This window comes from Pseudomonas sp. NBRC 111143, from assembly GCF_001320965.1.
Taxonomy (GTDB): domain Bacteria; phylum Pseudomonadota; class Gammaproteobacteria; order Pseudomonadales; family Pseudomonadaceae; genus Aquipseudomonas; species Aquipseudomonas machongensis.
Genome location: NZ_BCBT01000019.1, coordinates 59,305 through 82,726, shown reverse-complemented (window position 1 = coordinate 82,726; position 23,422 = coordinate 59,305). Strand labels below are relative to the sequence as shown.

The 23,422-nt window shown below is 63.4% G+C and carries 18 protein-coding genes and 4 tRNA genes; 2 read left to right on the top strand and 20 right to left on the bottom strand.

All coding sequences use genetic code 11. The annotated features are described in order from the left end of the window. Positions 1 to 53: 53 nt before the first annotated feature. The 20 genes from APH44_RS13100 to leuC form a co-directional block, all read right to left on the bottom strand. Positions 54 to 130: transfer RNA gene (locus APH44_RS13100), tRNA-Asp, on the bottom strand. 139 nt (positions 131 to 269) lie between these two features. Then, positions 270 to 346 (bottom strand) — tRNA-Asp (locus APH44_RS13095). Between the two features lie 99 nt (positions 347 to 445). Next, positions 446 to 522: transfer RNA gene (locus APH44_RS13090), tRNA-Asp, on the bottom strand. A 79-nt stretch (positions 523 to 601) separates the two neighbouring features. Continuing rightward, positions 602 to 677: transfer RNA gene (locus APH44_RS13085), tRNA-Val, on the bottom strand. A 168-nt stretch (positions 678 to 845) separates the two neighbouring features. Then, on the bottom strand, positions 846 to 1,619 hold the full coding sequence (locus APH44_RS13080) for an SDR family oxidoreductase (protein WP_054893111.1): 774 nt from the start codon (positions 1,617 to 1,619) through the stop codon (positions 846 to 848). Further along, positions 1,616 to 2,827, bottom strand: a complete 1,212-nt coding sequence (locus APH44_RS13075) for an O-succinylhomoserine sulfhydrylase (RefSeq protein ID WP_054893110.1) — start codon at positions 2,825 to 2,827, stop codon at positions 1,616 to 1,618. The genes APH44_RS13080 and APH44_RS13075 overlap by 4 nt, the downstream gene beginning before the upstream one ends. 25 nt (positions 2,828 to 2,852) lie before the next feature. After that, entirely contained in the window at positions 2,853 to 4,358 is a 1,506-nt protein-coding gene (purF, locus tag APH44_RS13070) for an amidophosphoribosyltransferase (RefSeq protein ID WP_054893109.1), read from the bottom strand. 42 nt (positions 4,359 to 4,400) lie between these two features. Then, the gene (locus APH44_RS13065) at positions 4,401 to 4,955 is read right to left on the bottom strand and encodes a CvpA family protein (RefSeq protein ID WP_054893108.1); all 555 of its coding nucleotides are present in this window, start codon (positions 4,953 to 4,955) and stop codon (positions 4,401 to 4,403) included. 196 nt (positions 4,956 to 5,151) lie between these two features. Next, complete coding sequence (locus APH44_RS13060; RefSeq protein ID WP_054893107.1) at positions 5,152 to 5,835, bottom strand: SPOR domain-containing protein; 684 nt, start codon at positions 5,833 to 5,835, stop codon at positions 5,152 to 5,154. After that, a complete protein-coding gene (gene folC / locus APH44_RS13055; protein WP_054893106.1) occupies positions 5,819 to 7,126 on the bottom strand; it encodes a bifunctional tetrahydrofolate synthase/dihydrofolate synthase in 1,308 nt (435 codons plus the stop codon). Before folC ends, APH44_RS13060 begins: the two co-directional genes overlap by 17 nt. After that, positions 7,126 to 8,019, bottom strand: coding sequence for an acetyl-CoA carboxylase, carboxyltransferase subunit beta (gene accD, locus APH44_RS13050; protein WP_054893105.1), 894 nt, complete (start codon positions 8,017 to 8,019; stop codon positions 7,126 to 7,128). Before accD ends, folC begins: the two co-directional genes overlap by 1 nt. Before the next feature lie 252 nt (positions 8,020 to 8,271). After that, a complete protein-coding gene (locus APH44_RS13045) occupies positions 8,272 to 8,892 on the bottom strand; it encodes a phosphoribosylanthranilate isomerase (protein WP_054893104.1) in 621 nt (206 codons plus the stop codon). A 60-nt stretch (positions 8,893 to 8,952) separates the two neighbouring features. Beyond that, the gene (gene truA, locus APH44_RS13040; protein ID WP_054893103.1) at positions 8,953 to 9,807 is read right to left on the bottom strand and encodes a tRNA pseudouridine(38-40) synthase TruA; all 855 of its coding nucleotides are present in this window, start codon (positions 9,805 to 9,807) and stop codon (positions 8,953 to 8,955) included. 95 nt (positions 9,808 to 9,902) lie between these two features. After that, the gene (locus APH44_RS13035) at positions 9,903 to 12,560 is read right to left on the bottom strand and encodes a FimV/HubP family polar landmark protein (RefSeq protein WP_054893102.1); all 2,658 of its coding nucleotides are present in this window, start codon (positions 12,558 to 12,560) and stop codon (positions 9,903 to 9,905) included. Positions 12,561 to 12,632: 72 nt separating this feature from the next. Then, positions 12,633 to 13,637: an aspartate-semialdehyde dehydrogenase gene (locus APH44_RS13030; protein ID WP_054893101.1), complete on the bottom strand. Its 1,005-nt coding sequence runs from the start codon at positions 13,635 to 13,637 to the stop codon at positions 12,633 to 12,635. Between the two features lie 108 nt (positions 13,638 to 13,745). Beyond that, the gene (gene asd, locus APH44_RS13025; RefSeq protein ID WP_054893100.1) at positions 13,746 to 14,858 is read right to left on the bottom strand and encodes an aspartate-semialdehyde dehydrogenase; all 1,113 of its coding nucleotides are present in this window, start codon (positions 14,856 to 14,858) and stop codon (positions 13,746 to 13,748) included. 64 nt (positions 14,859 to 14,922) lie between these two features. Continuing rightward, positions 14,923 to 16,005 carry a 3-isopropylmalate dehydrogenase gene (gene leuB / locus APH44_RS13020; protein ID WP_054893099.1) on the bottom strand — a complete coding sequence of 361 codons (1,083 nt, stop codon included), beginning with the start codon at positions 16,003 to 16,005 and terminating at the stop codon, positions 14,923 to 14,925. A gap of 52 nt (positions 16,006 to 16,057) precedes the next feature. Further along, entirely contained in the window at positions 16,058 to 16,822 is a 765-nt protein-coding gene (locus APH44_RS13015; protein ID WP_054893098.1) for a class I SAM-dependent methyltransferase, read from the bottom strand. 143 nt (positions 16,823 to 16,965) lie between these two features. Then, the gene (gene leuD, locus APH44_RS13010; RefSeq protein WP_054893097.1) at positions 16,966 to 17,610 is read right to left on the bottom strand and encodes a 3-isopropylmalate dehydratase small subunit; all 645 of its coding nucleotides are present in this window, start codon (positions 17,608 to 17,610) and stop codon (positions 16,966 to 16,968) included. Further along, positions 17,607 to 19,040 (bottom strand): 3-isopropylmalate dehydratase large subunit, encoded by a 1,434-nt coding sequence (gene leuC / locus APH44_RS13005; RefSeq protein WP_054893096.1) that lies wholly within the window; start codon positions 19,038 to 19,040, stop codon positions 17,607 to 17,609. Before leuC ends, leuD begins: the two co-directional genes overlap by 4 nt. Before the next feature lie 131 nt (positions 19,041 to 19,171). Here leuC and APH44_RS13000 point away from each other — a divergent pair, with 131 nt between their 5' ends. Together APH44_RS13000 and APH44_RS12995 are read left to right on the top strand one after the other, a co-directional pair. Further along, complete coding sequence (locus tag APH44_RS13000) at positions 19,172 to 20,050, top strand: LysR family transcriptional regulator (RefSeq protein WP_054893095.1); 879 nt, start codon at positions 19,172 to 19,174, stop codon at positions 20,048 to 20,050. A gap of 61 nt (positions 20,051 to 20,111) precedes the next feature. Beyond that, a complete protein-coding gene (locus tag APH44_RS12995; protein WP_054893094.1) occupies positions 20,112 to 23,408 on the top strand; it encodes a bifunctional diguanylate cyclase/phosphodiesterase in 3,297 nt (1,098 codons plus the stop codon). Positions 23,409 to 23,422 lie beyond the last annotated feature (14 nt).

The following is a 23,422-nucleotide window of genomic DNA, read 5'->3' as shown; positions in this document are numbered from 1 at the left end:
CCTAAGGTCGCTCTCTCTGTGCCTCGAGGTGTTCAGTGACCTCGAAGCGAATATGGCGCAGCGGACGGGACTCGAACCCGCGACCCCCGGCGTGACAGGCCGGTATTCTAACCGACTGAACTACCGCTGCGTGTCGCACAGGCCGAAGCCTGCTTGAAACTGGGATCTGCGTGCCAGCGCATGACGCTGGTGTTGCAGGCACAAAAAAGGCGATTGGTTTATCGCCTTCAATGTCGCTTGGAGGAGTTCTAGGGCCTCGAAGCAGAAGATGGCGCAGCGGACGGGACTCGAACCCGCGACCCCCGGCGTGACAGGCCGGTATTCTAACCGACTGAACTACCGCTGCGTATCTCGCAGGCCGTAACCTGCTTGAAACTGGGATCTGGCAGGAAGGTCTTGCCTTCATGCCACAGACCGGTGAAGCTCACCCATCTGTTGAAGTAAGTGGCGCAGCGGACGGGACTCGAACCCGCGACCCCCGGCGTGACAGGCCGGTATTCTAACCGACTGAACTACCGCTGCGCATGTGGACTTGCGTCCTGTTCCTCTCTGGTAGGAAGCCTCTTTCGAAGCGTCCCGGGTCAGGAACAATCTCAGGAAGTGGTGGGTGATGACGGGATCGAACCGCCGACCCTCTGCTTGTAAGGCAGATGCTCTCCCGGCTGAGCTAATCACCCTCGCGATGTTGCTTGTTGCGTTTGCTTCGCTGAGGCCGCGAAATTTACGCAGGTACCGATGCTAAGTCAATAGCCCCGTTGAATTTTTTTTCAAAAACCTGAAAAAGCGTCAGAACGAAAAAGGAGCCTTGTCGGCTCCTTTTGCTTTGCACAGCGGCAAGTGGCGCGTCAGCTGTAGATCATCTTGCGGCTCATGCCGCCATCGACCACAAATTCCTGGCCGGTGACGAATCCGGCCTGACGCGACAACAGCCAGGCCACCAGTGCCGCAACATCCTCCACCGTCCCTACCCTGCCCGTTGGATGCTGGGCATGGTCGGCTTCGGTGAGGGGTTCGGCGCGGCGCTGGGACGGATCGCGAGCGTCGACCCAACCAGGGCTGACGGCGTTGACCCGGATCTCCGGCCCCAGGCTCATGGCCAGGGCGTGAGTCAGTGCCAGCAGCCCGCCCTTGCTCGCGGCATAGGCCTCGGTGTCCGGCTCCGACTGACGTGCACGTGTGGAGGCCAGGTTGACGATCGCCCCGCCATGCGCGCGCAGGTAAGGCGCACAGTGCTTGGCCAACAGCATCGGGCCACTGAGGTTGACCGCCAATACACGATTCCATTGCGCAAGACTCAGGCTCTCGAGCGTATGGTTGTGCGGGTTGGCGATGGCCGCGTTGCACACCAGCGCATCCAGACGTCCGAACTGGCCCAGCACCTGCGCCACACCAGCGCTGACCTGGGCCTCGTCGGAGACGTCCATGGCGATGAACCAGGCGTTGCTGCCCAGGGTCTTGGCAACCTTGGCACCGCGCTGGCGGTCCAGGTCACTCAACACCACCTGCCAACCTTCGCAGATCAGCCAGGCGGCGATGCCCAGGCCGATGCCGCGGGCGGCACCGGTTACCAAGGCCACCCGACCGTTATGGTCTGGCTCGCCACCTGTCCAGTCGATCACAGCGCTGCCAACCCACGCGCCAGGTCGGCCTGCAGATCGGCGACGTCCTCAAGCCCCACCGCAACACGAATCAGGCTGTCACGGATGCCGGCCGCCTCACGCTCCTGCGGGCTCAGACGACCGTGGGAGGTGGTCGCCGGATGGGCGATGGTGGTCTTGCTGTCACCCAGGTTCGTGGTGATCGAAATCACCCGAGTGGCGTCGATAAAGCGCCAGGCGCCCTCTTTGCCGCCCTTGACCTCAAAGCTGACCACCGCGCCGAAGCCACTCATCTGGCGCTTGGCCAGTTCGTGCTGTGGATGGCTTGGCAAGCCGGCGTAATGCACCTTTTCCACACCCTCCTGCTGTTCCAACCATTCAGCCAAGGCCTGCGCGCTCTCGCAGTGCGCACGCATGCGCAGCTTGAGGGTCTCCAGGCCCTTGGTGAAAATCCAGGCGTTGAACGGGCTGAGGGTCGGCCCCGCGGTACGCAAGAAGCCCACCACTTCCTTCATCTGCTCGGCACGACCGGCAACCACGCCGCCCATGCTGCGGCCCTGGCCGTCGATGAACTTGGTCGCGGAGTGGAAGACGATATCGGCCCCCTGCTTGAGCGGTTGCTGCAGCGCCGGCGTGCTGAAGCAGTTGTCCACTACCAGCATCGCGCCACCGGTGTGGGCGATTTCGGCCAGTGCGCCGATATCCACCAACTCCGCCAGCGGGTTGGACGGCGACTCGACGATCAGCAGCTTGGTATTGGCCTTGATGGCGTTCTTCCAACCGCTAAGATCGACCAGCGGCACGTAGTCCACCTGCACACCGAAGCGCTTGAAATACTTCTCGAACAGGCTGATGGTCGAGCCGAACACGCTCTGCGACACCAGCACGTGGTCGCCGGCGCTGCACAGCGACATGACCACGGCGAGAATCGCCGCCATGCCGGTGGACGTCGCCACGGCCTGCTCCGCACCTTCCATGGCCGCCAGGCGCTCCTCGAAGGCACGCACGGTCGGGTTGGTGTAGCGTGAGTAAACGTTGCCCGGCGTTTCACCGGCAAAACGCGCAGCCGCATCGGCGGCCGTGCGGAAGACATAGCTGGAGGTCAGGAACAGCGCTTCGCTGTGCTCGCCCTCGGGCGTACGGTGCTGACCGGCACGCACTGCCAGGGTGTCGAAACCGACACCCTCCAAGTCGCTGTCCAGCCGTCCGGCATCCCATTGATCCGTCATGCCGTTACTCCTAAAAAGCCCAAAGTCAGTTGTTGTACAGGTCGATGATCGCGCTGACAGCCTGGGTCTTGACCTTGGCCGCATCGTTGCGAGCCTGTTCGATACGGTCCAGGTAGGCATCGTCGATGTCGCCGGTCACGTATTCACCGTTGAACACCGCGCAATCGAAGTGCTCGATCTTGATCTTGCCGCCACCGACCGATTCGATCAGGTCCGGCAGGTCCTGATAGATCAGCCAATCGGCGCCGATCAACTCGGCCACCTGCTCGGTGGTACGGTTGTGGGCGATCAGTTCGTGAGCGCTCGGCATGTCGATGCCGTAGACGTTGGGGTAACGCACAGCCGGCGCCGCGGAGCAGAAGTAGACGTTCTTCGCGCCTGCTTCACGGGCCATCTGGATGATCTGCTTGCAGGTGGTGCCGCGTACGATCGAGTCATCCACCAGCATCACGTTCTTGCCGCGGAATTCCAGCTCGATGGCATTGAGCTTCTGGCGTACCGATTTCTTGCGCGCGGCCTGCCCGGGCATGATGAAGGTACGGCCGATGTAGCGGTTCTTGACGAAGCCTTCGCGGAACTTCACACCCAGGTGGTTGGCCAGCTCCAGGGCCGCGGTGCGGCTGGTGTCCGGGATCGGGATGACCACGTCGATGTCGTGCTCCGGGCGCTCGCGGCGAATCTTCTCGGCCAGCTTCTCGCCCATGCGCAGACGCGCCTTGTACACCGAGACACCGTCCATGATCGAGTCAGGACGAGCCAGGTAGACATGCTCGAAGATGCAAGGCTGCAGTTTCGGGTTGTTGGCACACTGCTTGGTGTACATCTGCCCTTCTTCGGTGATGTACACGGCCTCGCCTGGCGCCAGGTCACGGATCAGGGTGAAGCCGAGGACGTCCAGGGCAACGCTTTCGGAGGCGATCATGTACTCGACGCCTTCGTCGGTGTGGCGCTGGCCGAACACCACCGGGCGAATGCCGTTGGGGTCACGGAAGCCGACGATGCCGTAGCCGGTGATCATCGCCACCACCGCATAGCCACCGACACAGCGGCTGTGCACATGGGAGACCGCCGCGAACACGTCCTCCTCGGTCGGCTGCAGCTTGCCGCGTACGGCCAGCTCATGGGCGAACACGTTGAGCAGCACTTCCGAGTCGGAATTGGTGTTGACGTGACGCAGGTCGGACTCGTAGATCTCCTTGGCCAACTGTTCGACGTTGGTCAGGTTGCCGTTGTGCGCCAGGGTGATGCCATACGGCGAGTTGACGTAGAACGGCTGAGCCTCGGCCGAGGTGGAGCTGCCCGCGGTCGGGTAGCGCACGTGGCCGATGCCCATGTGGCCGACCAGGCGCTGCATGTGGCGCTGCTGGAAGACGTCGCGCACCAGGCCATTATCCTTGCGCAGGAACAACCGGCCGTCATGGCTGGTCACGATACCGGCAGCGTCCTGGCCGCGGTGCTGGAGGACCGTTAGCGCGTCATACAGCGCCTGATTGACGTTCGACTTACCGACGATACCGACGATGCCACACATGCGACGCAACCCCTACTTTGACGAAACTTGAGTGAAAAGCGCTCAGGGCCGGGATGGACCGAGCAGCTGTTCCTTGAACGGAAGATCAACTGGAGAGCTGATCCCACTGGACATCCACTGACCGGCGAAACCGAGAATCAGGTTCTTCGACCAGTCAGCGACCAATAGAAATTGTGGTATCAGGCGTGATTCCTGCCACCACGGATCCTGTTGCACCGGGCCCAGGCTGAGCAAGCCGACGGCCACCACCACCAGCAAGGCCCCGCGCGCGGCGCCGAACACCATGCCGAGGAAACGATCGGTGCCGGACAGCCCGGTCACGCGGATCAGCTCGCCGACGAGGAAGTTGATCATCGCCCCCACCAGCAGGGTGGCGACGAAAAGAATGGTACACCCGGCGATGATCCGTGCCGAGGGTGTCTGGATATAGCTCTCCAGGTACTGCGACAGCGACCCGCCGAACATCCAGGCGACCGCGCCGGCAATGATCCAGATGAGCAAGGACAAGGCTTCCTTGACGAAGCCGCGCTTGAGACTGATCAGTGAGGAAACGGCGACGACCGCAATGATCGCCCAATCAACCCAGGTAAATGCCACGGTGCTGCCTGCAGACGTTTGAGGCGGCGCATTTTAACAGAGCGGAGGGCTTGGGGTAAGCGGAATGTCAGGTCGTTGAAGGCCTGCAGCTTGACTTCCAGGACAACTTTGTAGCTCTTGCGAGGGGTGGAATCCGAATGAAAAACGGCCCCGCCCGACCGGCGTCAATACGCTGATCTGGCAGGGCCGCCAGGATTCAGCCTCGTTCCGGCTGGAAACGAACCACGATACCCTTGAGATTCTGCTGGCGGTTGATCACATCACGCAGGCGCTCGGCTTCGGCACGCTCGATCAGTGGGCCGACGAATACCCGGTTCATGCCGTCGGCCGACCGGATATAGGCGTTGTAGCCCTGGCTGCGCAGCGTCTTCTGCAGGTTATCGGCCCCAGCGCGATTGGACAGGCTGGCCAGCTGGATCGACCAGCTCACCGGCAGGCCGTTGGCGTCGATCTTCGACGCTGCCGCCGGCTTGCTTGCACTGGCGGTGGCAGCAGGTGCGGGAGTGGCAGGCGGTACCGGGCGCGCTTCAGCTTTAGCGGCAGGTGCTGGGGGTGGCGACTTGGCCACCGGCACCTGAGCGACCTGCGCAGGTGACGGCGTGATCGGCTGGGTTGGCGCGCTGACCGGTGCAGTGGACTCGTCGACCACCACCGGCGGTTGCTCCGAGGGATCAGGCAGCGCCTGAGGCTCCGGCACCTGCACAGGCTCCACCTTGACGTCGGGCAGGCTTGGCATGGCCGGCGCCTGGGGCGCCTCGACGCGCACCTGGCGCATCTCGTCCTCGCGGGTGAACAGCATCGGCAGGAAGATCACCGCCAGCGCCACCAGCACCAGCGCACCGACCATGCGCTGCTTCATCCCTTTATCCAGCACTGCCATCTACTCCATCCTCCGGGACCTGCCGCTCGAGCCATTCCAGGGCTTGGCCGACGCAGAAAAACGAACCGAACAGCAAGATCTGGTCATCCGCCGTTGCCTGTGCACACTGCCCTTCGAGGGCAGCGGCGACACTGGCATAAGACTTCACCGTAGCACCTTGGTTCGTCAAGGCAGTGGCCAGTTCGGCAGCCGCACGACTGCGCGGGGTATCCAGGGGGGCTACCGCCCAGTCGTCGACCAGGCCCTGCAGTGGCGCGATCACGCCCTCCAGGTCCTTGTCGGCGAGCAGGCCGAACACCGCCAACCGACGCCCCTTCAACGGACGCGCGGCCAGACGGCGAGCCAGGTACTCGGCGGCATGCGGGTTGTGCCCGACATCCAGCAGCAGCTCCACCGCCTTGCCCTGCCAGGTCAACTGCCGACGGTCCAGGCGACCGGTAATGCGGGTATCGAGCAACGCCCGGCGAACCTGCTCGGCTTGCCACGGCAAGCCCATCAGCAGGTAGGCCTGCAGTGCCAGGGCAGCGTTTTCCATGGGCAGGTCGAGCAGCGGCAGGTCATGCAGCGCCACCGGCTGACCGTCGGTCGTGGTGCCACGCCAGCTCCAGCGGCCTTCGGCGCTGTCCAGGTCGAACTCACGGCCACGCAGGAAAAGCGGCGCAGCCAGTTCGGCGGCCTTGTCCAGCAGTGGCTGCGGTGGGTCCAGGTCGCCACATAGCGCCGGCTTGCCCGCACGGAAGATGCCAGCCTTCTCGAAGGCCACCCGTTCACGGGTATCACCCAGGTAATCGACATGGTCAACACCGATGCTGGTCACCAGCGCCATGTCGGCGTCCACCACGTTCACGGTGTCCAGACGGCCACCAAGGCCCACTTCGAGCACCACGGCATCGAGCTGCGACTGTTGGAACAGCCAGAAGGCCGCCAATGTACCCATCTCGAAGTAGGTGAGGGAAATCTCGCCCCGCGCCGCCTCGACGGCGGCGAAGGCTTCGCACAGACGCTCATCGCTGGCTTCGACGCCATCGATCAGCACCCGCTCGTTGTAACGCAACAGGTGCGGCGAGCTGTACACGCCGACCTTCAAGCCCTGGGCACGCAGCAACGAGGCGATGAACGCACAGGTCGAACCCTTGCCGTTGGTGCCGGTGACCGTCACCACCCTCGGCGCCAGCCTACCGAGCGCGAGGCGCGCCAGCACCTGCTGTGAACGCTCCAGGCCCATGTCGATGGCCGACGGGTGCAACTGCTCGAGGTATGCGAGCCACTCGCCCAGAGTACGCTGGCTCATCACGCGACGACGGCCGCTTCTTTTGCCTGCTCGGGAGTCGGTTGGCCGGTCATCTGTGCCAGCAGGCGGGCCAGGCGTGGACGCAGCTCATGACGGGAGATGATCAGGTCGATGGCACCATGCTCCAGCAGGAACTCGCTGCGCTGGAAGCCTTCCGGTAGTTTTTCGCGCACGGTCTGCTCGATCACACGCGGGCCGGCGAAGCCGATCAGCGCCTTCGGTTCACCGACGATGACATCACCCAGCATCGCAAGACTGGCGGACACACCACCATAGACCGGGTCGGTCAGTACCGAGATGAACGGGATGCCTTCTTCACGCAGGCGCGCCAGCACCGCCGAGGTCTTGGCCATCTGCATCAGCGAGATCAGCGCTTCCTGCATGCGCGCACCGCCGGAGGCGGAGAAACAGATCATCGGGCAACGGTTTTCCAGGGCGTAGTTGGCTGCGCGCACGAAGCGCTCGCCCACGATGGCACCCATCGAACCACCCATGAAGGAGAACTCGAAGGCGCTGACCACGATCGGCATGCCCATGAGGGTGCCGCTGACCGAGACCAGCGCGTCCTTCTCGCCGGTCTGCTTCTGCGCGGCGGTCAGGCGATCCTTGTACTTCTTGCCATCACGGAACTTCAGGCGATCGACCGGTTCCAGGTCAGCGCCCAGCTCGGCGCGGCCTTCGACATCGAGGAAGATGTCGATACGCTCACGAGCGCCGATACGCATGTGATGGTTGCACTTGGGGCAGACGTCGAGTGTTTTTTCCAGCTCCGGACGATACAGCACGGCTTCGCACGCCGGGCACTTGTGCCACAGGCCTTCCGGCACCGAGCTCTTCTTCACCTCGGAACGCATGATCGAAGGGATCAGTTTGTCTACCAACCAGTTGCTCATGCTCTATTCTCCCGTTTTGGCCGGTGGCGGGCTTGCTGTCGCCTGCCCTGCCCCGACCCTTGAGCTCAAATTCGTGTTCTAAACGACGATGGACCGGTCACAGGGACCACCCGCGCACCACTCCACCTTCAACCTGTACGCCGACGCCCCTGGCGTCGCGTGTTCTGATGACCAGCCCCACGGGGCCAGCCGGGCAGCACCGGGCTGCGATAGCTATGGACGATGGCACGCCGCCAACCGTCACATCCGCCGTCACGCCGCGCGGACCGCGCGCATGAAGGCTTCGATCTTGCTGGCATCCTTGATGCCCTTGGCCTGCTCGACGCCGCCACTGACGTCCACCGCATAGGGGTTGACCTGGGCGATGGCCTGACCGACGTTGTCCGCCGACAACCCACCCGCGAGGATGATCGGCTTGCTCAAGCGCGCCGGCACCAGCGACCAATCGAAGGCTTCGCCAGTCCCCCCCGGCACGCCAGCCACGTAGGTGTCCAGGAGAATGCCACGGGCGCCGGAGTACTGCTGGCAGGCAGCCTCGAGATCATCCCCGGGGCGCACTCGCAGGGCCTTGATCCATGGGCGGTGATAGCCTTCGCAATCGGCAGGGGTTTCGTCGCCGTGGAACTGTAGCAGGTCCAGTGGAACCACCTCGAGGATCTCGTTCAGCTCACAGCGTGACACGTTGACGAACAGCCCCACCGAGGTCACGAAGGGCGGCAACTGCTCGATGATCGCCCGCGCCTGGCGCACATCCATCGCGCGGGGGCTCTTGGCGTAGAAGACGAAGCCAATGGCATCGGCACCGGCCTCGACGGCGGCCAGCGCGTCTTCGATGCGGGTAATCCCGCAGATCTTGGTGCGGACGTTGCTCATGGACGACGAACCTTGAGTGATCGGTGAAAGGCCGGATGTTAGCAAATGACGTTTCGCCCGTCAGTCTGCCAACGCCTCGTAGCCGGTAAGAAAGTGTGGGCCGATGTAACGCTGCGGCAGGGCGAACTCTTCCGGATACTCCACCTGCACCAGGTACAGGCCATAAGGATGCGCCGTCACGCCCCCCTCCCGACGGTTGCGCCCCTCCAGTACCTCGCGGGCCCATTGCACAGGGCGCTCGCCGGCACCGATGGTCATCAGCACACCGGCGATATTGCGCACCATGTGATGCAGGAAAGCCGTGGCGCGCACGTCGAGGACGATCATCCGACCATGACGGGTAACGCGCAGGTGGTGGATATGCTTGATCGGCGACTTGGCCTGGCATTGGCTGGCCCGGAATGCGCTGAAATCGTGGGTGCCAAGTAGGTATTCGGCGGCCTCGGCCATCGCCGCGACATCCAGCGGGCGGTGATTCCAGGTCACCTCTTCGGCCAGGTGCGCCGGACGGATCGGATCGTTGTAGATGACGTAGCGGTAACGCCGGGCAGTGGCCTTGAACCGCGCATGGAAGTGCGCGGGCATCGTACGTGCCCAGGCCACGCTGATGTCATGGGGCAGGTTGAAGTTGGTGCCCAGGGTCCATGCACGTTCGTCACGCACGGCGCGGGTATCGAAGTGCACCACCTGGCCACAGCCGTGAACGCCAGCGTCGGTGCGCCCGGCGCACATCACACTGATCGGTGAGTCGGCGACCTTCGACAATGCCTGCTCCAGCGCCTGCTGGACACTGGGCACACCGCTGGCCTGGCGTTGCCAGCCGCGGTAGCGCGAACCTTTGTATTCCACGCCCAGGGCGATGCGCGAGTACCCTTCGGCCGCCGATTCGGCCGCGTCGATGTCGTTGATGTCCAAGAAAGCCAAACCTGTGGATGAAACGAAAAGGCGGCCATTATAACGACAACGGCAGCCCACAGGGCTGCCGTTGTCCGATCAGGGCAAGCTACGCGTCAGACCAGACGCGACAGCATGTCCTGCGCCTCCTGGCGCTGGCCGTCGTCGCCATCCTTGACCACCTCGTCGAGGATATCGCGGGCGCCCTGGTGATCGCCCATGTCGATGTAGGCCCGAGCCAGGTCGAGTTTGGTCGCCACTTCGTCGGTGCCGGAGAAGAAGTCGAAGTCCAGGTCATCCAGGGCTCCGGGCTCGAGCGCCGCATCCTCGGCGGTGAAGTGTGGCTCCAACGACGGCGATGCCAGGCTCTGCGACAACTTGTCGAGCTCGGCGTTGACGTCACTGAGTTCCGAGGCGAAGTGCTTGTCGGCTGGCGATTCGTCGTCCAGCGACAACGACAGGTCGAAGTCGTCCGGCAGCTCGAGTTCGGAAATCGGGTCGAATTCCGGAATCTCGTCGAATGCAGCCAGCTCGGCAGCGACATCCACGGGCGCCTCCGGCTCGGCAGCAGGCGGCGCGGCTACGGCCGGCTCACCGACATCCAGATCGAAGTCCGCCAGATCATCCAGGCTTTGTGGCTCGGATTGCGCCTGAGCCTGGGCCAGCAATGCCTCGAAATCGTCGTCGGCATCGCTCTCGACGACCGGCTCGGCCTGCACCGCCGGCTCAACCACGACCTCGGGCGTTTGCGTCGTATCAGGTGCATCCAGCACCGGGGCATCGAGCGAGTCGTCAAGCGCGAGGTCATCGTCCAGACTCAGGTCGAACGCACTGTCCAGATCGTCCGTGGCGGTGACGGGCACCTCATCGAGATCTGGCACGCTGTCCAGCACAGGCTCTGACTGGGGCGCCGCGGCCACCGCTTCGTCGACAACCGGCTCGGGCTCTGCGACAGGTGCCGCCTCGTGTTCCTGGAGCAGCTCCTGCACATACTGCTCGTCCATCTCCGCAGCCAGCGCAGCCGCGCCGAGCCCTGCCGCCGCAACCCCTAGCATGGCCGGATAACGTTGCTTGAGCCCCTCGACTTCGCCCTGGTTCTCAGGTGTACCGGGCAACTGGCGCTCCTGGCCGACGAACGCGTCCTGATCGCCTTGGCGAGCGTAGACTTCCATCAATTTAAGGCGCAGGTCGCTGCGCTGCGGCTCGGCAGCCACCACCGGCTCCAGCAGAGTAGCTGCGTGATTCAAGCGCCCCTTGGCGACGCTCTCGTCGACCTCGGCCAATAGCGCCGCGTGCGGATCGGCATCAGCCGGCGCACTGGCAACGACTGGCTTTTCCGCCGCCGCCGCTGCTGCAGCGGAGGCCGCCACCACGGCAGGCGACAAGGTCACGCTCGGCGCCGAGACGTCCAATCCATCGAAGCTGCTGGGCGGCAGGTCCAGATCCGGACCGCGCTCACCTTCCTCGGCCAAGGCTCGAGCCATGCGCAGGTGCTTCTCAGCCTCTTGCTGGGCCTTGCGCTTGCGCGCCAGAAGCAGCAACAGCAGCAGCAACACGAGGAAGGCCGAGCCCGCCAACAGCGCCAGCAACAGCGGATTGCCCAGCAGTTCGTCGAGTGCACTCGGTGGCTGCTCCGGCGCCGCCGCTGCTTGCGGCGCAGTATCCGCTGCGGCTGGCGGCGGCGTGACCGCAGGTTCGGCAGGGGCCAACTGGGCGTTGACCACCGGCTCGACGGGCGGCGTCGCGGCTACAGGTGCTGCAGGCTCGGCGGCCCCTTGCGCCTCGAGACGCGCCAACTGGTCGTTCTTCAATTCGATCAGACGCTGCAGCTTGTCCAGCTGGCTCTGCAGGTCGGTCATACGGCTCTTGAGTTCTTCGTTGTCGCGGCGGCTGGTATCCAGGCTTTCCTGGGCCACGGCCAGCTTGTCGCTCAGCGCCTTGGCGCTGTCGGCCCCCGTCTGCGTGCCGGGCGCAACCAGCCGCAGGTTATCGCCCTGGGCGATACGTGCAGGCGCGGCTTCGGCAGCCCCCCGACGGGTGGCATCCAACTGGCGCGCACGCGGCCCCAGGCGCCGACCTTCGCGCCAGGCGGCGTACTGCTCGGAAACCTCGCGGATCGCCTCACCCTGGGCAATGCTGCGGATCTGCTGCTCGTCTGGAAGGCGCAGGACCTGACCGGTCTTGAGCTGGTTGATGTTATTGCCGATGAAGGCATCGGGGTTCAGGGCCTGGATCGCCAGCATGGTCTGCTGGATCGAACCGCCGTGGGTGTTGCGTGCGGCGATCTGCCAGAGCGTGTCGCGCTGGCGCGTCGTGTAGCTGGCGGCGCTCACTGCCGGGCTGATGGCGCCCTGGGCAGGCTTGGCGCTGGCCTGCTGCGGCTGGTCGAGCGCCACGTTGTAGTCACGCAACAGCCGCCCTTGGGGCCACATCACCTGAACCAGGAACTTGACCACCGGCTCCGGCAGCGGCTTGCTGGATGTCACGCGCAACACGCTGCGACCGTTGGGATTGATCACCGGCGTGAACGTCAGGTCTTCCAGATAAGCGGGCAGCGTCACCCCTGCCTTGGCGAACTCCTCGGGAGGAGCCAGGCTCGGCGCCACTTCAGCGGCGGTGAGGTCGCGCACATCGAGCAACTCGATCTCGGCATCCAGCGGCTGGTTCTGCGCCGACTTGAGGGTCAACTCCCCCAGGCCAAGGGCATTGGCCATGCCGGACGACAGCGCCGAGGCGGCCGCGATGGCCAGAACCAGTTTGCGAATTCGAAGCATGACCTCTTCCCTTGTATGAATCGTCCTAAAAACCTGCCAGTGGTGTAGGACAAAATTGCTGGCCAGTATCTTTTACGCCATTTTTTTTATCAACAATTGCGCCAATTGTACGGCGTTGAGCGCCGCACCCTTGCGCACGTTGTCGGTGGTCAGCCACAAGTTGAGCTGCTGATCCTCGTCGACGCCATGGCGTACACGACCAACATAGACCACGTCTTGCCCCACTGCGTCACCGACGGGTGTCGGATAATCGTCATTTTCCACACGCTCGACGCTGGCAGCGGCGTCCAGCGCCTGGTTGACCGATTGCAGATCGACCGACTGGCGACTCTGCACCGTCACACTGAAGCTATCGCCGAAAAACACCGGGACTTGAACGCAGCTCACGGAAATCTTCAGCTCAGGCAAGCCCAGCAGCGTACGTAACTCGCTGACCAGGCGACGCTCCAGCGCTGCATGCCCCTGCTCATCGGTGGCCCCCACCTGCGCCAACAGGTTGAACGCCACCTGGCGATCGAAGAAACGCGGCTCCAACGGGCGGGCGTTGAGCAACTCGGCCGTCTGCCGCGCCAACTCGTTCACCGCCTCGCGCCCCTGGGACGAAACGGCCAGGCAGGCCATTACCTGGACCCGCTCGATATCCAGCAACCCCTTGAGCGGCGCGAGCGCAACGGCCAGCGCGACAGCGGCGCTGCTTGGGCTGGCCAGCAAGGCTGGCAATGCAAGGCCGTCGACGGCCTCGCCATTGGCCTCTGGCACCAGCGCCAGCGCGTCATCCAGCCCGCCCGACAGATCGATCACCGAGCAGCCGGCCTCGCGCGCCTTCTGCGCAAAGCTGCGGCTGACTGCAGCACCGGCGGCGAAGAACGCCAGCTTGGCCTGGGCGAAGTCGAAGCTGTCCACCTCACGCACTCGCACCTTCTTGCCAGCAAACATCACACTGCTGCCGGCAGATTCCATACTGGCCAGCAGGTGCAGGGTCGCGACCGGGAACTCCAGCTCCTCGAGAATCTGCACGAGGGTCTCACCGACACTTCCGGTGGCGCCGACGACGGCGATATCTAGGGGTTGGCTCATGGTTTGGCTCCTTCTGCGGGTACGGCGGGAGCGGCACTTTACTTGATTGCCGCACAAACAAAAAACCCGCGCTGTCTCCAGCGCGGGTTTTCGATCAACTTGAGGCGATCAACGCTCCAGCAGAATCCGCAACATGCGGCGCAGCGGCTCGGCAGCGCCCCACAGCAACTGGTCGCCGACCGTGAAGGCGCCCAGGTACTGGGACCCCATGTTCAGCTTGCGCAGACGACCGACCGGAATGTTCAGGGTACCGGTCACGTTGGTAGGACTCAGTTCCTGCATGCTGATCTCACGCTGATTCGGCACCAGCTTCACCCATGGGTTGTGCTGGCTGATCATGCCTTCGATATCGGCGATCGGCACATCCTTGTTCAGCTTGATGGTAAGCGCCTGGCTGTGGCAGCGCATGGCGCCGATACGTACGCAGATGCCATCGACCGGGATCGGGCTCTTGAAGCGGCCGAGGATCTTGTTGGTCTCGGCCTGAGCCTTCCACTCTTCGCGGCTCTGCCCGTTCGGCAGTTCCTTGTCGATCCACGGAATCAGGCTGCCAGCCAGCGGCACGCCGAAGTTTTCAGTCGGGTAGGCTTCGCTGCGCATGGCTTCGGCAACCTTGCGGTCGATGTCGAGGATCGCGCTGGCCGGGTTGGCAAGATCGTCGGCCACCGCAGCATGGGTTGCTCCCATCTGCTTGATCAGCTCGCGCATGTTCTGCGCACCGGCACCGGAGGCCGCCTGGTAAGTCATCGCGCTCATCCACTCGACCAGGCCGGCTTCGAACAGCCCACCCAGGCCCATCAGCATAAGGCTGACGGTGCAGTTGCCGCCGATGTAGTTCTTGGTGCCGGCGTCCAACTGCTGGTCGATGACCTTGCGGTTGACCGGGTCGAGGATGATGACTGCATCATCCTGCATACGCAGGGAAGAGGCAGCGTCGATCCAGTAACCCTGCCAGCCGGCTTCACGCAGCTTGGGGAAGACCTCGTTGGTGTAGTCGCCGCCCTGGCAGGTCAGGATCACGTCGAGGGTCTTGAGCTCTTCGATCGAATAAGCGTCCTTGAGCGGAGCAATATCCTTGCCCACGTTCGGGCCTTGGCCACCCACGTTGGAGGTGGTGAAGAACACCGGCTCGATAAGGTCGAAGTCCTGCTCCTCCAGCATCCGCTGCATGAGCACGGAACCGACCATACCGCGCCAACCGATCAGACCTACACGTTTCATCGCAACTACACCTTTGCTAAAAAGTGGGCCGCCATCGAAGGGAAACGATGGCGGGCCAGAGAGATTACAGATTCCGCAGCGCTGCGACTACTGCGTCGCCCATTTCCTGCGTACCGACCTTGGTGCAACCGGCCGACCAGATGTCACCGGTGCGCAGACCCTGATCCAGCACCAGGCTCACAGCCTGCTCGATCGCCTCGGCAGCGGCCTGCTGGTTGAAGCTGTAACGCAGCATCATCGATACGGAGAGGATGGTCGCCAGCGGGTTGGCGATACCTTGGCCTGCGATGTCGGGCGCCGAACCGTGGCAAGGCTCGTACATGCCCTTGTTGTCGGCATCCAGCGAAGCAGAAGGCAGCATGCCGATGGAACCGGTCAGCATGGAAGCCTCATCCGACAGAATGTCACCGAACATGTTGTCGGTCACCACCACGTCGAACTGCTTGGGTGCGCGCACCAGTTGCATCGCGGCGTTGTCGACGTACATGTGGCTCAGCTCGACGTCCGGGTAGTCCTTGGCGACGTCTTCGACCACTTCGCGCCACAGCTGGCTGGAGGCCAGGACGTTGGCCTTGTCCACCGAGCACAGTTTCTTGCCGCGCACGCGGGCCATGTCGAAGCCCACACGGGCGATACGGCGCACTTCACTCTCGCTGTAGGGCAGCGTGTCATAGGCTTGGCGCTCGCCACCTTCGAGCTCGCGCTGGCCACGCGGAGCACCGAAGTAGATGCCGCCGGTCAGCTCGCGGACGATGAGGATGTCCAGCCCGGAGACGATCTCGGGCTTGAGCGACGAAGCGTCAGCCAGTTGCGGATAGAGGATCGCCGGACGCAGGTTGGCAAACAGGCCCAGTTGCGCACGAATCTTCAGCAGACCGCGCTCAGGACGGATATCACGCTCGATCTTGTCCCACTTCGGCCCGCCGACGGCGCCGAGCAGGACGGCATCGGCCTTGCGCGCGCGCTCCAGGGTTTCGTCAGCCAGCGGTACGCCGTGCTTGTCGATGGCCGCACCACCGATCACGTCGTGCTCCAGGGTGAAGTCCAGGCCGAACTTGTCGTTGGCCAGCTCCAGCACCTTGACCGCCTCGGCCATGATTTCCGGACCGATGCCATCACCTGGGAGAATCAGAATCTGCTTGCTCATGCTTTCCTCTATTCATTCAAACAGCGCGGCTCGGTCAGCCACGCCGGAAACTCTATCGCTCGGCCCACAGCACCAGGACATCCGTGCTGAAGGAGCCATCAGCCTCGATCTGGTAATACTGCCGCACTTCCTCGCCCATCGCCCGCTGCAGCTGGCGAATGGCCACACGCATCGGTTCGGGAGTACGCATGCGCTCCACCCAGGACGCGAACTCCAGGCGCAGGCGCTGGCGGCTATGGCTGCGCGTGAACAGCCCTGCCTCGCTGACCTGACGCTGCCACTGGGCAGCAGAATAATCGCGTACATGGCTGGTGTCGCGCAGCACTTCGACACTTTGCAGGTATGTGTCGAGCAACGGGCTGCCCGGTGACATGACATCGACGAACGCCGCCACGCCACCCGGCTTGAGCACCCGACGCACTTCACGCAGTGCCAGGCCCAGGTCGCTCCAGTGGTGTGCCGAGTAACGGCTGAAGACGAATTCGAACGACGCGTCGGCGAACGGCAGACGCTCGGCGGCGCCGCGCTCGGTGACGATATTGGCCAGCCCACGCTCGCTGGCGGCCTTGGCAACCACGTCAAGCATCGACTGGGAAAGATCGTATGCCACGACTTGGGCCACCAGTGGCGCCACGTGAAAACTGACATGACCGGCGCCACAGCCCAGGTCCAGCACGCGAGCAGCGCCCTGCCCTTGCAGCTCGGCCTGCAGCAGGGCGAACTCGCTGCCCTGGGCATGCACGGTGCTGCTGAGGTAGGCGCTGGCCTGTTCGCCGAACTGACGCTGGACTACTTCGGTGTGGCTGGTACCCGTCATGATTCAATCCTTTTGGTTTTATTGCCTGTACCGGCCTCTTCGCGGGCAAACCCGCTCCCACTGGTACAGCATTGCCTCAGGCCTTGCGATATCTGTAGGAGCGGGCTCACCCGCGAAGAGGCCGGTACTGTCACCTACCTGCTTCAGGCATCCCGGAACAGCCAGGGCTGCGCGGCGCGGTGCTTGCCTTCGAAGGCCTTGATCGCGTCACTGTCCTGCAAGGTCAGACCGATGTCGTCCAGGCCGTTGAGCAGGCAATGCTTGCGGAACGCATCGATCTCGAAGTGCAGCACCTTGCCGTCTGGACGGGTAACAGCCTGCGCCTGCAAGTCGATGGTCAGCTGGTAGCCCGGGTTGGCTTCGACCTGCTTGAACAACTCATCCACTTCCTCATCGCTGAGGATGATGGGCAGCAGGCCGTTCTTGAAGCTGTTATTGAAGAAGATGTCGGCAAAGCTCGGCGCAATGATGCTGCGGAAACCGTACTCGTCCAACGCCCAAGGGGCATGCTCGCGGCTGGAACCGCAACCGAAGTTTTCCCGCGCCAGCAACACGCTGGCACCCTGGTAGCGTTCGTGGTTGAGCACGAACTCCTGGTTCACCGGGCGCTTGCTGTTGTCCTGGTAGGGCTGGCCCACGTCCAGGTAGCGCCACTCGTCGAACAGGTTGGGGCCGAAGCCGGTACGCTTGATCGACTTGAGAAACTGCTTGGGGATGATCTGGTCGGTGTCGACGTTGGCACGATCCAACGGCGCGACGAGGCCGGTGTGCTGGGTAAAGGCTTTCATGCTGCGCTCCCTTGGATCAACTCGCGGACATCGATGAAGTGGCCGGTTACCGCAGCGGCGGCGGCCATGGCCGGGCTGACCAGGTGGGTACGACCACCGGCGCCCTGACGGCCTTCGAAGTTGCGGTTGGACGTCGAGGCGCAATGCTCGCCGCTTTCCAGGCGGTCCGGATTCATCGCCAGGCACATGGAGCAGCCTGGTTCACGCCATTCGAAGCCCGCCGCAAGGAAGATCTTGTCCAGGCCTTCACGCTCGGCCTGGGCCTTGACCAGGCCCGAACCCGGCACGACGATGGCTTGCTTGACGGTAGCGGCAACCTTGCGGCCCTTGGCGATGTCCGCCGCAGCGCGCAGGTCTTCGATCCGCGAGTTGGTGCAGGAGCCGATGAACACGCGGTCCAGCTGGATATCAGTGATCGCCTGGTTGGCGGTGAGCCCCATGTACTTGAGTGCGCGCTCGATCGAACCACGCTTGATCAGATCGGCCTCGGCGGCCGGATCCGGCACGCGCTGGTCGACGGCGAGCACCATTTCCGGGGAAGTGCCCCAGCTGACCTGCGGCTTGATCTGTGCGGCGTCGAGTTCGACCACGGTGTCGAACACGGCATCGTCGTCGGAAACCAGGTCTTTCCAGGCTTCGACGGCACGCTTCCAGTCCTCGCCCTTCGGCGCATACGGACGGCCTTCGACATAGGCAACGGTAGTCGCATCGGTAGCCACCAGGCCGACACGGGCACCGGCTTCGATGGACATGTTGCAGATGGTCATGCGGCCTTCCATCGACAGCTCGCGAATAGCGCTGCCGGCGAACTCCATGGCGTGGCCGTTGCCACCGGCAGTGCCGATCTTGCCGATCACGGCAAGCACGATATCCTTCGCGGTGACGCCGACAGGCAACTGGCCTTCGACGCGCACCAGCATGTTCTTCATCTTCTTGGCGACCAGGCACTGGGTGGCGAGCACATGTTCGACCTCGGAGGTGCCGATGCCATGGGCCAAGGCCCCGAAGGCGCCGTGGGTCGAGGTGTGCGAGTCACCGCAGACCACGGTCATGCCCGGCAAGGTGGCGCCCTGCTCCGGGCTGATGACGTGGACGATGCCCTGGCGCTCGTCGTTCATCTTGAATTCGACGATGCCGTATTCGTCACAGTTCTCGTCCAGGGTCTGCACCTGCAGGCGCGACACTTGGTCGACGATGGCCTCGATACCCCCCTTGCGCTCTGGCGTGGTCGGCACGTTGTGGTCGGGCGTGGCGATGTTGGCGTCGATGCGCCAGGGCTTGCGATTGGCCAGGCGCAGGCCTTCGAAAGCTTGCGGCGAAGTCACTTCATGGATGATGTGACGATCGATATAGATCAAGGACGAGCCATCGTCGCGCCGTTTGACTTCGTGCGCATCCCAGAGTTTGTCGTAGAGCGTTTTGCCAGCCATCAGACTGTTCCTCATCAGCGTCTTTCTATGCCAATAACCCCTTGGCTTGTACGGACGATGCTATGGGGTTAGATTGAATAACTCAAATTCATAATTTTTATGCTTTGGATAACCAATAGGAATTCGAGCGCATGGACCTCGCCAACCTCAGCGCTTTTATCGCCATCGCCGAAACCGGAAGTTTTTCCGGCGCCGGTGAACGCCTGCACCTGACCCAACCCGCCGTCAGCAAACGCATCGCCGGCCTGGAGCAGCAACTGGATGTACGCCTGTTCGATCGCCTGGGCCGTGAGGTCACCTTGACCGAAGCCGGCCGAGCCCTGCTGCCTCGCGCCTATCAGATCCTCAATGTACTGGATGATACGCGCCGCGCCCTGACCAATTTGACAGGAGAAGTTACCGGGCGCCTGACCCTGGCCACCAGCCATCATATCGGCCTGCACCGCCTGCCCCCGCTGCTAAGGGCTTTCACCCGACAGCACCCTTCCGTGGCACTGGATATTCAGTTTCTAGATTCAGAAACGGCCTACGACGAAGTTCTCCATGGCCGCGCGGAAATCGCAGTGATCACCCTGGCCCCCGAGCCCCATCACCTGGTCCGGGCCGTTCCAGTGTGGGACGACGCCCTGGATTTCGTAGCGGCCCCGGAGCACGCCCTGGCCCTTGATAGCGATGTCAGCCTGGCCGATATCGCCCGCCACCCCGCCGTGTTCCCCGGCGGCAACACCTTTACCCACCACATCGTGCAGCGCTTGTTCGAGAGTCAGGGCCTGACGCCGAACATCGCCATGAGTACCAACTACCTGGAGACCATCAAGATGATGGTTTCAATCGGCCTCGCGTGGAGCGTGCTGCCACGTACTATGCTCGATGAACAGGTTGCACCCATCGCCTTGCCCGGCATACAGCTGTCGCGCCAGCTAGGCTACATTTTGCATACGGAACGAACGCTGTCGAATGCGGCAAAGGCGTTCATGGCATTGCTCGACAGCCACTCGGGGTCCGCCTGACCGTCCATCAGCCAGGCATTTCACTTACAAGGACGCTTCATCCGCCAAAGGTCTGGTACCGATGCCCAAATCAGCAAACCGCTTTCCGCGCCTGCCGCGCATCCCTGCGGTCGATCCCCAGGAGTCCGAGCAGGCCTGGCAGAATGCTCCGCAACTGCTCGCCGCGCTCAACGGCGCACGCCTGGGCGCCTGGCTGTGGGATATCGAAACCGGCCGGGTGAGCTGGTCACGAGGCACGCAGGCGCTGTTCGGCTTCGATCCCCTGCGCCCGTTGCCCGCGGATATCGACTACCTGGACCTGCTGCCGGAGGAGGATCGCGCCCGCACCCGCCAGCTGTTCCACGCCGTGGTCAACGGCGAGCCCGTGGAGCAGGCCATGCGCCATCGCATCCGCTGGCCGGACGGCAGCCTGCACTGGCTGGAAATCAATGGCAGCCTGACCCATGATCGCCATGGCCGTCCACAGATGATCGGCGTGATCCGCGAGATCACCCGTCAGCGCGATCGCGAAACCGCACTGATCAACTCGGAAAAGCGCTTTGCCACCCTCTTCCACCTCAGCCCCAATGCCATCCTCCTGACCCGCCGCCACGATGGCATGATCTTCGAGGTCAACCAGCACTTCGAGGACATGTTCGGCTGGCCCGGCGCCCAGGTCGTCGGCAAGACCAGCGTGGAACTCGGCCTCTGGGTCCACCCCGAACAGCGCCAGCAAGTACTGGAAGCCACTCGCAACAATGGCAGCCCGGTGATCATGGAAGTCCAGTTCCGTGCCACCAGCGGCAACATCCACGATGGCATCCTCTGCACCCAGGGTATCGAGCTCGAAGGCATCACCTACCTGATCAGCACCTTTGTCGACACCACCGAACGCAAGCGGGCCGAGCAGGCACTCAAGGACAGCCAGGAGCGCCTGGACCTGGCCCTGGACTCGGCGCAGTTGGGCACCTGGGACTGGCACATTCCCAGCGGAATGCTCTATGGCTCGGCGCGCGCCGCGCAACTGCACGGCCTTGACCCGGTGCCCTTCCATGAGTCCTTCGAAGCCTTCTTCGAAGGCGTGCCCGAGGAAGAACGCAGCGCCATGCGTCAAGCCTACCGCAGCCTGCGCGAAGGGCCGGCCGGCAACTACCAGATCACCTATCGCGTCCAGCTGGAGAACGGCGCATCGCGCTATATCGAAAGCCGTGCGCGGCTTTATCGCGACGAACATGGCAACCCACTGCGCATGGCCGGCACCTTGCTGGACATCACCGACCAGGTCGAGCGCGAGCAACGCCTGAGCGCCTCGGAAGAGAAGTTCGCCAGCCTGTTCCAGGTCAGCCCCGACCCGATCTGCGTCACTCACCAGGATACGGGCCAGTTCATCGAGATCAATCCAGCCTTCACCCAGACCTTCGGGTGGGACGCCGAACAGGTCATCGGGCGCACCGCCGAGCAGATCGGCCTCTGGGCCGAGTCGTCCGCGCGCGCGCAACGCATCGAACGGGTAATCCGCGATCAGGCCTTGAGCAATGTCGCGGTCGTGGTCAACCACCGCAATGGCTCACCACTGACCTGCGTGATTTCCAGCCGCCTGATCACCGTGGACAGCCAGCCCTGCAGCGTCACCACGCTGCGTGACATCACCCAGCAACAGCGCGCCGAGGCGGCACTCAAGGCCAGCGAGGAGAAGTTCGCCAAAGCCTTCCACTCGAGCCCCGACGCCATCACCATCACCGAACGGCTCAGTGGACGCTATGTCGAGGTCAACGACGGCTTCTGCCGCCTGACCGGCTACAGCAGTATCGAGGTGGTGGGGCGTACCGTTTTCGAACTGGGCATCTGGGCCGACGACAAGCAACGGGCAGCCTTGCTTGCTGAACTCAAGGAGCGCGGCCGGGTACACCACCGGGAGATGCTCGGGCGCAACAAACGCGGAGACATCCTGACCGTCGAGGTGTCCGTCGAGCCGATCAGCCTCAATGAAACCGACTGCCTGCTGTTGACCGCCCGCGACGTCAGCCAGTTGAAGAACGCACAAGCACAGATCCGCCACCTGGCCTACCATGACCCGCTGACCAACCTGCCCAACCGCGCCCTGCTGATGGACCGGCTCAGCCAGCAGATCGCCCTGCTCAAGCGCCACAACCTACGCGGCGCCCTGCTGTTCCTCGACCTGGACCACTTCAAGCACATCAACGACTCTCTGGGCCACCCCGTCGGCGACACGGTATTGAAGATCATCACTGCCCGCCTCGAAGCCAGCGTGCGCCTGGAAGACACCGTGGCACGCCTGGGGGGCGACGAGTTCGTAGTCCTGCTCAGCGGTCTGGAGGGGAGTCGCGAGCACGTCGAGGGCAAGGTTCGCGAGTTGGCCGACACCCTGCGCGAACTGCTGGCCGAACCCATGTCGCTGGACGGCCAGCGCCTGCAGGTGACACCGAGCATCGGCGTGGCACTGATTCCCGACCATGGCATCACCCCGGCCGATCTGCTCAAGCGAGCAGACATCGCCCTTTACCGCGCCAAGGATTCCGGACGCAATACCACCCAGCTGTTCCACACCACCATGCAAAAGGCGGCCAGCGAGCGCCTGCGCATGGAAAACGACCTGCGTCTGGCGCTCGCGCGCGGCGAACTGGCCCTGCACTTCCAGCCCCAGGTGGACGCCCGCGACAACCGCATCGTCGGTGCCGAAGTGCTCTTGCGCTGGCACCATCCGCAACTTGGCCAGCAAGCGCCCTCCCAGTTCATCCAGGTGCTCGAGGAAAGCGGCCTGATACTCGAGGTGGGTAGCTGGATCCTTGACGAAGCCTGCGACGCCTGCGCGCGCATGCTCGAGGACGGGCTGATCAGTGCCGACGATTTCAGTCTCTGCGTGAATATCAGCCCCCGGCAATTCCGCCAGAATGATTTCGTCGAACGAGTGCTACGCAGCCTCGACGACTATCGCTTGCCCAGGCGCATGCTCAAACTGGAGATCACCGAGGGCATTGTCATCCAGAACCTGGAAGACACCATCAACAAGATGCGTGAGCTCAAACGCTACGGGGTGAGCTTCGCCATGGATGATTTCGGCACGGGCTATTCGTCGCTGACCTACCTGAAGCGCCTGCCGGTGGATGCCCTGAAGATCGACCAGACCTTCGTGCGTGACGCGCCCAACGACCCCAATGATGCCGAGATCGTTCGAGCCATCGTGGCCATGGCGCGAAGCCTGGAGCTGGCGGTGATAGCAGAAGGTGTCGAACTGACGGAGCAACTGGAATTTCTCGAGCGACAGGGCTGTTACCTGTACCAGGGCTACCTGCACAGCCGACCGCTGCCCTTGCCGGAGTTTCGCCAGATCTTGCAGGAAACCCCGGCAGACTATTAATAGCGCCCTGCCTC

Coding starts and splice junctions, on each gene's coding strand:
- APH44_RS13075 (WP_054893110.1), bottom strand. CDS start 2,827: ATGACGGATCAATGGGATGCCGGACGGCTGGACAGCGACTTGGAGGGT.
- purF (WP_054893109.1), bottom strand. CDS start 4,358: ATGTGTGGCATCGTCGGTATCGTCGGTAAGTCGAACGTCAATCAGGCG.
- APH44_RS13060 (WP_054893107.1), bottom strand. CDS start 5,835: ATGGCAGTGCTGGATAAAGGGATGAAGCAGCGCATGGTCGGTGCGCTG.
- folC (WP_054893106.1), bottom strand. CDS start 7,126: ATGAGCCAGCGTACTCTGGGCGAGTGGCTCGCATACCTCGAGCAGTTG.
- accD (WP_054893105.1), bottom strand. CDS start 8,019: ATGAGCAACTGGTTGGTAGACAAACTGATCCCTTCGATCATGCGTTCC.
- APH44_RS13045 (WP_054893104.1), bottom strand. CDS start 8,892: ATGAGCAACGTCCGCACCAAGATCTGCGGGATTACCCGCATCGAAGAC.
- APH44_RS13035 (WP_054893102.1), bottom strand. CDS start 12,560: ATGCTTCGAATTCGCAAACTGGTTCTGGCCATCGCGGCCGCCTCGGCG.
- APH44_RS13030 (WP_054893101.1), bottom strand. CDS start 13,637: ATGAGCCAACCCCTAGATATCGCCGTCGTCGGCGCCACCGGAAGTGTC.
- asd (WP_054893100.1), bottom strand. CDS start 14,858: ATGAAACGTGTAGGTCTGATCGGTTGGCGCGGTATGGTCGGTTCCGTG.
- leuB (WP_054893099.1), bottom strand. CDS start 16,005: ATGAGCAAGCAGATTCTGATTCTCCCAGGTGATGGCATCGGTCCGGAA.
- APH44_RS13015 (WP_054893098.1), bottom strand. CDS start 16,822: ATGACGGGTACCAGCCACACCGAAGTAGTCCAGCGTCAGTTCGGCGAA.
- leuD (WP_054893097.1), bottom strand. CDS start 17,610: ATGAAAGCCTTTACCCAGCACACCGGCCTCGTCGCGCCGTTGGATCGT.
- leuC (WP_054893096.1), bottom strand. CDS start 19,040: ATGGCTGGCAAAACGCTCTACGACAAACTCTGGGATGCGCACGAAGTC.
- APH44_RS13000 (WP_054893095.1), top strand. CDS start 19,172: ATGGACCTCGCCAACCTCAGCGCTTTTATCGCCATCGCCGAAACCGGA.
- APH44_RS12995 (WP_054893094.1), top strand. CDS start 20,112: ATGCCCAAATCAGCAAACCGCTTTCCGCGCCTGCCGCGCATCCCTGCG.